Annotated in this window: 9 protein-coding genes; all 9 read right to left on the bottom strand. The window is 64.1% G+C overall.

What is annotated here, in order from left to right; genetic code table 11:
- Positions 1-948 precede the first annotated feature (948 nt).
- Positions 949-1,173 (bottom strand): hypothetical protein, encoded by a 225-nt coding sequence (locus VKF82_04250; GenBank protein HME81270.1) that lies wholly within the window; start codon positions 1,171-1,173, stop codon positions 949-951.
- Between the two features lie 128 nt (positions 1,174-1,301).
- Positions 1,302-1,817, bottom strand: a complete 516-nt coding sequence (locus tag VKF82_04245) for a hypothetical protein (GenBank protein HME81269.1) — start codon at positions 1,815-1,817, stop codon at positions 1,302-1,304.
- A gap of 21 nt (positions 1,818-1,838) precedes the next feature.
- Positions 1,839-2,345 (bottom strand): hypothetical protein, encoded by a 507-nt coding sequence (locus VKF82_04240; GenBank protein ID HME81268.1) that lies wholly within the window; start codon positions 2,343-2,345, stop codon positions 1,839-1,841.
- Between the two features lie 79 nt (positions 2,346-2,424).
- Entirely contained in the window at positions 2,425-3,642 is a 1,218-nt protein-coding gene (locus VKF82_04235; protein ID HME81267.1) for an ABC transporter permease, read from the bottom strand.
- The gene (locus tag VKF82_04230) at positions 3,639-4,376 is read right to left on the bottom strand and encodes an ABC transporter ATP-binding protein (protein HME81266.1); all 738 of its coding nucleotides are present in this window, start codon (positions 4,374-4,376) and stop codon (positions 3,639-3,641) included. Before VKF82_04230 ends, VKF82_04235 begins: the two co-directional genes overlap by 4 nt.
- The gene (locus tag VKF82_04225) at positions 4,373-5,734 is read right to left on the bottom strand and encodes an efflux RND transporter periplasmic adaptor subunit (GenBank protein HME81265.1); all 1,362 of its coding nucleotides are present in this window, start codon (positions 5,732-5,734) and stop codon (positions 4,373-4,375) included. Before VKF82_04225 ends, VKF82_04230 begins: the two co-directional genes overlap by 4 nt.
- A complete protein-coding gene (locus VKF82_04220; GenBank protein HME81264.1) occupies positions 5,731-6,204 on the bottom strand; it encodes a MarR family winged helix-turn-helix transcriptional regulator in 474 nt (157 codons plus the stop codon). The genes VKF82_04225 and VKF82_04220 overlap by 4 nt, the downstream gene beginning before the upstream one ends.
- A gap of 100 nt (positions 6,205-6,304) precedes the next feature.
- Positions 6,305-9,079 carry an adenylate/guanylate cyclase domain-containing protein gene (locus tag VKF82_04215; GenBank protein ID HME81263.1) on the bottom strand — a complete coding sequence of 925 codons (2,775 nt, stop codon included), beginning with the start codon at positions 9,077-9,079 and terminating at the stop codon, positions 6,305-6,307.
- A gap of 46 nt (positions 9,080-9,125) precedes the next feature.
- Positions 9,126-10,302, bottom strand: a 1,177-nt coding sequence (locus tag VKF82_04210; protein HME81262.1) for a KamA family radical SAM protein, incomplete at its 5' end; no start/stop codon positions are given.

The following is a 10,302-nucleotide window of genomic DNA, read 5'->3' as shown; positions in this document are numbered from 1 at the left end:
TTCGAGCTTGAGATCGAAAGGCGACCCGTCGTATCAACGGTGAGGCAGGGCCGTTACCTTGGCGTCCAGAGGAATGTCTAAAGGACACCTGCGCCCGAACCTTCCGACAATCTAACCTGGGTGAGTCAAATCCGAATTCGGGCCGGCCTAGGGGGCCGACGGGTTAGCGGCACCGCGGCAAGTCTAGCACGGTGCCACACTGCGGGTCCCAAATGGACGTGATGGCGAGTGCAATCAAAACGAGCCCCATTAACACGGTCACCGCCCCGATAAGTCTGTGTCGCCATCGGAGCTGCCCGACGGGATCTCGGTAGAGCGATGGAGCTATGAAACGCAATACTGGTGACGGACCGCCACGCTCCGTCACCTTCTTGCCGTATGCTTCTGCAACGGCGCTTGCGCGGCCGAAGAGGTAGGCGCCCAAGAGCGCCAAGACAATGCCGCCTAGCGTCACGGCCGAGATATACAGCGGGTGAAACGAAGAGGGCAATACGATTGCCGCCAGTTTTGTGTTACACGGGTGTATCAGGATCGCTGAGCGTCACGGCTGTTTGAGCGGGGGATGGAGTGGGTCCGATTTTCGTGCTCGAACGCAACGCAGTGCGTTCGTTTAGCTGATTAACGTTCCTTCCTTCAAATTCGAACTAGAGAGCCGTGGTCGCGCCTTGGTCACGGACCATCTGGCAGCACGCGTTAGTACACACTTTAGTACACACTTGAGGCGCTAGCCTATGCCAGTCGTCACCACTCGCTGAAAGAGCAAAGCCTTATGCCACCGCGATAAATGACTCACCCCGCTGCTGTATGCAACGGGGTGAAAGTGGGTCTCGCGTCTTTACAGTCTGCTACCATTAACCACTCGGTCACCTGCCCGTAATCGCGGGAACCTGTGTAGGACGGAGCTTTGCTTCTTCGGTGTCTTCGGTACACACTCGGACCCGAAAAGCCTTACTGGGGTAGATTTTGTGCGCCGACAGCGGCGATGGGACCTCCCTCGTCTTGCCGGGTTTGCAGCACGTCGTTCGTAGCGCTTGCTCCCTGGGCGGCCACGCTCGGTTCAACGCGGGCAAGAACACGCAGGGTGAAGCCCGGGTCGTAGTGTCCAAGCGCGTTGCTGATCGCCAGCGGGTTTTGCCCTGCTAACAGCGCCAATGTCGCAAACGTGTGGCGCATGGCGCGTGGTCCTGCATCCGGCAGGCCGGCGCGCTTGAGCAGCTGCCGGAAGTCCGAATCCAGGCCGCCTCGGGGGCCGACCGGCTCTCAAGAGATCGCGGAGTTGCGTAGGTGGGTCTCCGCCACGACTATGATTTAGTACAGACCTGTTCATAGGCAGCGGCTTTTGCGCCGTGAATGTACTGCCCAGCCAACGTGAGCCTGTTGCCCGAAAACGTCTCCTTCTCCGGAGACGAATCATACCAACTAGTGGGGTAGTCAAAGGGGTTTGACCGTGTCCAGGTCGCGTTGAGCGGATCGCTATCGCTCGTTTCAGAAGTGGACGCCCCGCCCTCCGCGCCGATGTCGAAACGTATGTCGACTTGAATGTACTTTTGCAAGACAAGGTCAAATCGCTTGTAGTTCGTGCCCGGGTTGTTCCCGGTGATCGTCGAGACGACCCAACCGCCTTCTAGCGTGACCGTCCAAATTTCGGGCTTCCGTAGAGCCGGATTTACACCACTACTGTCGCTGCACGTCCAAGTTCCAAGCAGGGGGAGGAGTTTTTTAGTTTGCGCTTCCCCAGCATAGTCCGCCCGAGCCAAAGCTGGCAAAGCGAGCACCAGGGCCAACATTGAAACAGTCAGGAGTGTGGCGCGACGCATAAGAGCCGCCTTTCCGTCGGTTTAGGGATGCCCTTGGTACAGCGTCGCGCTTGGCGACGGCAGGCGAGGGTCGGTCCAGACGCTTCCGTCGGCGTACTCGATCTTCAACGCCAGACATGTCAGCTTCACACCGGGGGTCGGAACGATATTCGGATTCACACCGTATTTGCGTTTGATCTCCGCGTTGGGCGAAAACTTGCCCTGATCGCGAGCCTCGGCCACCAGCACGCCTCGCACTTCGGCGCCGAATTCGATGACTTTCATCTCGTTGCTGGTCGCGTTCCTGAAGTCGATATACAGGTTCGCCGATGATGAGGTCGGTGGTTGGTAATACGTCCTGCCGGCGGGATCGTTGAAGTAATACGGCGCGCCCGGCGTGTAGCCGCTGACGTATCCGTTGAATCCCGTCGGGGCGGAATATCCACCCGCTCGGCCGCCTTTGACTTCGAGGTCGCAGCGCATGACGCTGATCGGGGCCGACGAGGCCGCGTGCGCCCGAGTCATAGCGAGACCGACGGCTGACATCATGCCCAACAGGGCGCCGCATACAATAGTTGCTCGTCTCATCAAGCTTACATGCGCCAACACTTCGCTCAACTCCGCTATCCTACTCGTGCCGGAGCGCTTCGATCGGATTGAGCTGCGACGCGCGCCGCGCTGGATAGAACCCGAACACGATGCCGATCAGGGCGGCGAAGCCGAACGAGAGCACGACCGATTGCGGCGCGATGATCACGTTCCAGCCCGCGAGCTTGGACGTGATCACGGAAACCGTGAGTCCGAGCGCGACGCCGATCAATCCGCCGACGCACGCCAGCGTGATCGCCTCGACCAGGAATTGCATGAGCACGTCGCGCTCGCGCGCGCCGATCGACATGCGGATGCCGATCTCACGCGTGCGTTCGGTGACCGAGACGAGCATGATGTTCATGATCCCGATCCCGCCCACGATGAGCGATACGGCCGCCACGCCCGCGAGTAACAGCGATTGGATGCTGGCGGTCGCGCTCGCGGCGGCTTGGACGTCGGCGATGTTGCGCACCGAGAAATCGTCCGGCTGGTTGGGCGCCAGGCGGTGGTTGAGCCGCAACAATCCTTCGACCGAGCTGACAACGCTTGCCACAGCGTCCGGCGAAGCCGCTGAGATCGTGATCGACGAGAGCCATGGATTGCCGTTGATGCGCAGCTGCATGGACGTGAGGGGCACCACGACCTGATCGTCCTGGTCGCGGCCAAAGCCGCTCTGGCCCTTGGGCGCGAGCACGCCGATGACCGTGAACGGTGCACCTTTGATGGTGACCGTGCTGCCGACCGCATCGCCGGCCGGGAAGAGGTTCAACGCGACGGTGTTGCCGAGCACCGCCGTTTTCGTTGCGTTCTTCATATCGTCGGCCGTGAAGAAACGCCCCTGTGCCACGGTCCAGTTCTGCACCTGCAGCCACGACGGACTCGTGCCGAGGATCGATGTCGCCCAGTTGTTGCCCGCCGCGACCACTTGCCCGCTGTCGCTAGACTGCGGCGCGACGCCGGCGATGCCCGGAATATCGTTCGCTATCGAAGTCGCGTCTTGCGGTTTGAGCGACGTGCGCGCACCGGCGCCGAGGTTGACGCCGCCGGTGATGACGCTGCCCGGGATCACGATGATCAGATTGCTGCCCAGCCGCGCCAGCTGCGCTGCGACCGCGGCGCTCGCGCCGTTGCCGATCGCCATCGACGTGATCACCGCGCCGACGCCGATGATGATGCCCAGCATCGTGAGCAGCGAGCGAAAGGCGTTGCGCACCAGCGCCTGCCACGCGACGCGGAGGAGAGCGGTGAAATTCATGCCATCACCTGCGAGGCGGCTACGGACGGGTGGTCCTCGATGACGAGGCCGTCGCGGAAGACGACGGTCCGGCGTGTCCAGGAGGCGACGTCGGGTTCGTGCGTCACCATGACGATGGTGATGCCGCGCTTGTCGTTGAGCTCTTTGAACACCGCTAGGATGTCCTTCGTGCTGCGGCTATCGAGGTTGCCGGTCGGCTCGTCCGCCAAGACGAGCGACGGGTTGTTGACAAGCGCGCGCGCGATCGCCACCCGCTGCTGCTGGCCCCCGGAAAGCTCGTTCGGATTGTGGTCCGCTCGATCCGCAAGCCCGACCGTGTCCAGCGCCTGGCGCGCGCGCACGGCGCGCTCTTCAGTGGCCACACCCGAATACAGAAGCGGCAGCTCCACGTTTTCAAGCGCCGACGTGCGGCTGAGCAGGTTGAAACCTTGGAACACGAACCCGAGGCGCCGGTTGCGGATCGCGGCGAGCTGATCGCTCGACATGCGCGAGACGTTCTCGCCTTCCAGGAAATAGTCGCCCGAGGTGGGCCGGTCAAGGCAGCCGATCAGGTTCATGAACGTGGACTTGCCCGACCCGGAAGCGCCCATGATGGCCACGAACTCGCCGCGCTCGACGCGCAGCGACACACCGTTGAGCGCCGCCACGTCCATCGCGCCAAGATGATAGACCTTGTGAAGGTCGCGGGCGTCGATGACCGGCACCGACGCAGCGGACGTTTCGGACTGGTTCACGGAGTGCTCGTGCGGCTGGATCGCGACTGAAGCATGCCGATGATCACCTTGTCGCCTTCTTTGAGAGCACCGCTGCGGACCTCGAAGTTCACCCCGTCGGACATGCCGATGACGATCTGCACGGGCTGCGGCGTCTTGCTCGCGCTCAACGTCCACACCACCGCACGCGAACCGGGAGCGCCTGCAAGCGGCGGAGGCGTCGCCGTGGTGACCGTGGCGCCTAAAACCCCCGGCCCGCCCGGCCCAGCCGGCGCGGCGGCCGGCGCGCTCGACCCGACACGCGGCTTGAACAACAGCGCAGCGGCCGGCACGGTGAGCACGTTGGGTCGTTTGGCCACCGAAATGGTCACATTCGCGGTCATGCCCGGCTTGAGGCGCGCAGTGACATCGTGGATGGCGACCACGGCGTCATAGGTCACCACGTTGGCGATGGTCGTGGGATTGACGCGGACCTGCGCGACCGTGCCATTGAAGATCGTGTTCGGGTAGGCGGGCACCGTGATGACCGCGCTTTGACCCGCGCGCAACGCACCGACGTCCGCCTCGTTGACCGAGACGTCGACCTGCATGTCCTTCAGGGTCGATGCGATGACGAAGAGCGTCGGGGTCTGAAACGAAGCGGCCACCGTCTGACCGATGCTCACGCCGCGCGACACGACGATGCCGTCGATCGGGCTGGTGATCGTGGCGCGGTTGAGGTTGTAGGTGCTTTGCTGCAGCTGCGCCTGGGCGGAACCGACCTGAGCGTCGGAGGCGGCGGACTGATGCTGTGACGCGTCATGCTGCGCTTTCGCTTCGTTTACGACCATCGCCGCGGCGTTGACGTCGGCCTGCGCCGATCGTTCGGCCGCGGCATCGGTATCCAACTGGCTTTGGGGGATATAACCTTGGCTGATGAGCGAATGATCGCGCTGCAACGTCGTCTGCGCCAGATTCAGCGCCGCCAGCGTCTTTTGATAGTTCGCCTGGGCACTGGCGACCGATGCCTGCATCTGCGCGATCGTCGCTTGGCTGGCAGACGCGTTGGCCTGGGCCTGTGCCACCGCTGCTTGTGATTGTGTCTCGGCCGCTTGGAAGGTGGTCGGGTCGATCGTGGCCAGGACCTGGCCTTTGTGCACGATCGAGTTATAGTCGACGTACAGATTGTTGATCGTGCCGGAGACCTGGGTGCCGACCTGCACCTCGTTGACCGGGTTCACGGTGCCCGTCTCCTGGATGGTCGCATTGATATCCGTGCGCGTGACCGGCGCCGTGAGATAGCGAGGCGTGGCGCTCTTCGACGTGAGGGCTCTGATGCCGAAGAACAGGAGGACCGCCACGACGATCACCGCGGCGATGATGATGTAGATGCGTTTCATGAAATGCGTCTTTCTTGAGGGATCTCGACTGAGTCGAGCCGGCGGAGACCTTCGAGCAGCATATCGCGATCCGAGGGACGCAGCCGCCGCAGCGCGGCGGAAAGGAGACTCGGGTTGAGCGACGGGCGCAGCGACGCGAGCGCGCGCCGGCCGGCAGCCGTGAGTTCAAGCGCGGTGCGGCTGCGCCCGAGGACGCGATAGCGGCGGCGCAGCAGTCCCTTGCGTTCCAGTCCGGAGAGCACGATCGACGCCGTGCTTGCGGTGACCGCCATCTCGCGCGCGACGTCGCCTACGGTGGCGTCAGGCAGCACGTCCACGGCGCGCAACAGGAGCGCTCCGCGAACGGTGAGGTCGGAGCCAGCGATGCGCCGCGCGAAGGGCGCGCGGTACTTCTTGTAGATCTGAGGCAGCAGCCGGCTGATCTCGCCGATCGAGTCCTTGCCGTGTCCGGCCGCGCGTATGTTCGACATGGTACGTCAATTATACGTACCCGCTATGTGCATAGGTTGTGAATGCTTGATTAAAAGGCGCTTGAATCAAACACAGAAAGCTGGGAAAGGGCTTAGAACGTCAACTCCGGAGCGCTTCTTCTATCACTTGGTCTTCGCCCAGCGCCGCGCCCTCTTTGAGCAGCGCGCCGAGTTGAGCATCGCCGAGGCGGTCGCGCAACGCGGCATTGATCTTGTCGCGCTCCTGTTGCTCGGTGTATTCCAAGATCGCTCCGAGCTCGGCGAGGCGCGAGGCAGAATAGCCCGCTATCCTGGCTGCGCGCTGATCACTACCCCGCGCGAGCGCCACCGCGGCGAGATGCTGGAGGGCGAACGCCAGCTGGACCACGCCCTGGGCATCGCGCGCATTGCGCACCGCATCCACACCGCATTGGTGCGCTTCGTCGACTCGCCCGAGCGCGATGAGATAGGCTGCCATGTTGTTATTGTTGAGCGCCATTGCGGTCTTGTCTTTCACCCGCGTGTAGTGGGCGACGACCTCCTGCGCCAGCTCGAGCGCGCGCCGCGCGTCGCCATCGAACTCAAATACGTTCTCGGCCAGATTGTTGAGGATGGATGCGGCACTGCGCTCGTCGCCGATCGAACGCGCGCTCGCAAGCGCTTCCTCGTAAAGCGGCCGCGCGCGAGCGGTGTGCTTCTGGAAGTCGTGGTTGCGGGCCAGGCTGGTCTTGGCAGCCACGGCGCCCCTGCGCTCGCCGAGTTCTTTGAAGAGCGCGATGGCGATATCGAGTTGGGCGAGCGATTCCTCGAAACGGCTCAAGCGCAGCAGCGCCTCGCCCATTCCCAATCTGGCCCAGGCCTCGCCCGCGCGATCACCAAGACCGGCGGAGAGCTGGAGCGCTTTTGACGCCCAGTCCAGCATCGAGGACCATAACCCGACGCCCGCCGCACTCGATGCGGCCGCAAGCCACACGCGCACGCTCGTCGCAGGCGAGATGGTGCCTTCGGCCAGCTTGCATGCCGCCAGCACGAGGATGCGGCCTTCCGCCTTGTACGGGCCCTCGCGCCAGAAGCGCCACAACGCGCCCGTAAGCCGCGCGCCGAGTTCGACGTCGTGCTTCTCGGTCAGCGCCCAATCCACGACGGCCCGGAAGTTGTCGTAATCGGCTTCAAGCGGCTCCAGCCATGCAAACGTCGGCGTCGCATCCCAGGTCGCATACGCCTTCTCGGCCATCGCCGCATAATACGCGGCGTGGCGCCGCTGCATGCGGTCGAGCTCGCCGCTCTGCTCGAGCTTCTCAAGCGCATACTGGCGCGTCGACTCGAGCAGCCGGTAGCGCTGCTCGGCGCCGCTGGCTTCGCTGACGACGAGCGAGCGGTCGACGAGCGACGAGAGCAGTTCGAACACTTCCCACTGCCCGATCGCCTCGTCGCCGCAGATCTCGCGCGCGGCCTCAAGCGTGCAGCCGCCGGCGAAGACCGCAAGGCGGCGGAACATGAGCTTCTCGTTCTCATCGAGCAGGTCGTAGCTCCAGTCGATGGCCGCGCGCATGGTCTGCTGGCGCGGCAGCGCCGTTCGCTTGCCGCCGGTGAGAACGCGGAAGCGCTCGGACAGCATCGCGAGCAATTGCGTCGGCGTCAGCATCTTGATGCGCGACGCGGCCAGTTCGATGGCCAAGGCGATGCCGTCAAGGCGTCGGCAGATCTGCGCGACCGTCGTGGCGTTCTCATCGGTCAGCCGGAAGCTCTCGACCGCGTTGGAGGCGCGCTCCACGAAAAGTGCGATGGCACCGTAGCCGATCGCATCAGCGGCCTTGATGCCTTCGATCTGTTCGGGCACCGGTAACGAGGAGACGCGCAGCACGCTCTCGCCGTCGATGCCTAGCCCTTGGCGGCTGGTGGCGATGATTTGCACGCGCGGGCAGCCGCGCAGCAACGCGTCCGCGACGCGCGCTGCGCCGGCGACGAGGTGTTCGCAGTTATCGAGGATCACGAGCATGCGCTTGGGCCGCAGCACGTGCACCAGCGACTCGAGCGGCGAGCGCCCGGCGGTCGTACCTACGCCGAAGATCGTCGCCATCACGCCCGGAATCAGATCCGGGTCTTGCATCGGCGCCAGTTCGACGAACCAGACGCCGTCCTCGTACTGGTCGAGCAGATCGGCCCCGACTTGCAGCGACAGGCGCGTCTTGCCGACGCCGCCGGTCCCGACCAGCGTGAGCAGGCGCGTTTTGGCGAGACGGCGCTGGATGTCCGCGATGTCCTTCTCGCGGCCCAAGAACAGCGTGACCTGGAGCGGCAGGTTGTTGGGCAGCGCCTCGAGCGAGCGCAGCGGCGGGAAATCGGCCGGCAGATCCGGGGCCAGCACCTGGTAGACCTGCTCGGGATGCGAGAGATCCTTGAGCCGATGTGCGCCGAGATCGCGCAGCGTGGCTTTGGGCGGCATCTCGCCTTGGGCGAGATCCGATGCCGCACCGGAGACGAGCACTTGGCCGCCGTGTCCGATGGACAACAGGCGGGCGACGCGATTGACCGTGGGCCCGAAATAGTCGCCGCCGCGCTCATCGGCCAAGCCGGTGTGGATCGCCATGCGCACTTTGAGGTGGTCGACGGACGAGAAGTCTTCTTTCGCGAGCGCGCGCTGCGCGTCAAGCGCCGCGGCAATGGCATCGGGGACGGTCTGGAACGCCGCACAAAACGCATCGCCGACCGTCTTGAAGACCAGGCCGCCGTGCTGCTCGATCGCTGCATGCAGCAGCTCTTCGTGGCGGGCGACCGCGCTCTTCATGCCGGCGCGATGGCGCTCCCAGCGCTCGGTCGAGCCCTCGATATCCGAGAACAAGAAGGTGACGGTGCCGGTCGGTAGCGGCCGGCGCTGCGCGAGTGTGTCAGCCATGTCCGACGGCTGATTCAACGGCTGGCCGCGCTGTGCCTCGGTTAGGTCAAGCGCGCGAGGCCGCGGCGATCGCCGCGCGCACCATCTCGTTCTGCTCTTTGGGATCCATCCAGCGCGCCTGCGCGGCCGGCGTCAGCTGGTCGATCGGGTCGAAGTACAAGAACCATTGGCCGGGCTTGACGCTCGGTGCGCTATACACGGCGATGCCGTTCTCGCGGTCGTAGTGGTCGTAACTGTGCAGGTCGCGCTTGCCGCCGCCGCCAGGCGCGTCGCACAGGAACGTCGGCGTGTTGAAGCCGGCGGTCGTGCCGCGCACGAACTTCTCGATGTCGACCGCGGTCTTGATCGTGGTGCGCAGGTCTTCCACGCCCTTGACCATGTCGTGCATGTACACGTAGTACGCGTGCACGTTCATGTAGCCGAGCTGTTTGACCAGCTTGCGCATCGTGTGCTTGTCGTCGTTGACGCCGCGGATGAGGACGGATTGGTTGCGCACCATGATGCCGCGCTCGAACAGCACCTGCATCGCCTGCTGCGTGATGTAACTGATCTCGTTGGGGCTGTTGAAATGCGTGTGCAGCATGACGTCTTTGCCGAGCGAGCGGCCCTGCTCGACGATCGAGGTCAGTGCGTCGGTCCAGGCGGCATCGGTCAAGATCTTCATGGGCATGACCGCCGGGCCTTTAGTCGCGAAGCGCATGCGACGCACGTTCGGGATGGCCAGCAACGCCTCGCCGATCTTCTTCAGGCTCTTGGCGGGCAGCTGATAGGTGTCGCCACCCGAGACGACGATATCCTGGAGCTCGGGGCGCGAGGCGATATACTCAAACGCCTGCTCCCACAGCTTGGGATCGGTCGCGAGCTGCGCTTTTTCGACCGTGTCGGTGTCGCCGCCGATGGCGTACGAGCGCGTGCAGAACCGGCAGTAAACCGGGCAGGTGTTGAGCGGCAAGAACAGCGCTTTGTCGACGTAGCGGTGCGTGAGGCCCGGCACCGGTGAGTCCTCGAGCTCGTGCAGCGAGTCGAGGCTCAAGCGCGGATGATCAGGCAGCAGGCGCGAGGCCAGCGGCAAGAACTGCGTGCGGACCGGATCGCTGTACGGGTTCTTCCAGTCGATCGACGCGATCATGTAGGGCGAAATGCGCACGGCCATCGGCGCGTGGTGGAAACCACGGCGCACGTCTTCGAAGAACTCGGGTTCGACCAGTCCTTGGATGGTGGCC

The sequence above is a fragment of the Candidatus Eremiobacteraceae bacterium genome (assembly GCA_035314825.1).
GTDB lineage: Bacteria > Vulcanimicrobiota > Vulcanimicrobiia > Eremiobacterales > Eremiobacteraceae > JAFAHD01.
Note: the sequence above shows the minus strand (reverse complement) of the source record. Positions and strands in the feature narration are given on the sequence as shown.